Origin of the sequence: Psychromonas marina, assembly GCF_030161115.1 — a bacterium.
GTDB lineage: Bacteria > Pseudomonadota > Gammaproteobacteria > Enterobacterales > Psychromonadaceae > Psychromonas > Psychromonas marina.
Map to the genome: position 1 here is coordinate 1 of NZ_BSPQ01000024.1, position 1,049 is coordinate 1,049.

The 1,049-nt window shown below is 47.9% G+C and carries 1 protein-coding gene; it reads left to right on the forward strand.

The features are described from left to right. On the forward strand, positions 1-1,049 hold a 1,049-nt coding region (locus QQK09_RS17835; protein WP_284205536.1), incomplete at both ends, for a hypothetical protein.

The following is a 1,049-nucleotide window of genomic DNA, read 5'->3' on the forward strand; positions in this document are numbered from 1 at the left end:
CACTGACCGAAGGGGATTTAGACACGGCAGGTGATGGCGTTAATATTGGTGATACTGACACCAGTTACCCTGCGATAAAATCTGGCGCCTTTGTGATTGCGGCAGGTGAAGACCGCCTTGTACCCGATTCGGTTAAAATTGATCCCGATTTACAAGCGGATTTAATCACTGAACTACAAAATGAACTCAGTTCTGGCGGACAACCACTGACCTTTAGTGTTGATACTAATGGTGATTTAATCGGTGAACTTGCTGACGGTACGGTTGCAGTAACCGTTGCCTTATCTGGTGCACAGCAAGGTCAAGATATCAACGTGACTGTAACCATTACGCAGAATGTCCCGTTAGATCATAATGGGTCAAGTGATGGTGGTTATGTCACCTTTGATGGTGATGATCTGCATATTAATGTGCCTGTACAAGCAACCGATACCGATGGTGATGATCTAGATAAACCGGCGAATGTCGATATCATTATCACCGATGGCGCAGACGCTGTGTTTGGTGAAGATATAACGGGCGTTACCATTAACGAATCTGCTGTCATTAACGTGGTGAGTGGACAAATTCCATTAGATGTTGGCGCCGATGAAATCGCGACGATTGCGTTCCAAACAGCACAACCAGGCTTAACAGGTATTACCAGTAATGGTGCAGCGACGACCTTTACAGTGGCAGGCGATACCCTAACCGTACTCGACAGCGCGGGCGCAACTGTGATGACGGTGGTTATCGCAACCGATGGTTCATACGAACTGACGATCACAGGGCCTGTTGATCAAGCTGACAGTGAATCAACCCAATTCAACTTAAATGTCACCGCCACTGATAAAGATGGCGATAACAGCGATGGCGGAATGAATATTACCATCACCGATGGCACCAATGCCGCAGGTGATGATCAAGGCACAGTCACACTGACCGAAGGGGATTTAGACACGGCAGGTGATGGCGTTAATGTTGGTGACAGTGATACCAGTTACCCAGCGATAAAATCTGGCGCCTTTGTGATTGCGGCAGGTGAAGACCGCCTTGTACCCGATTCGGTT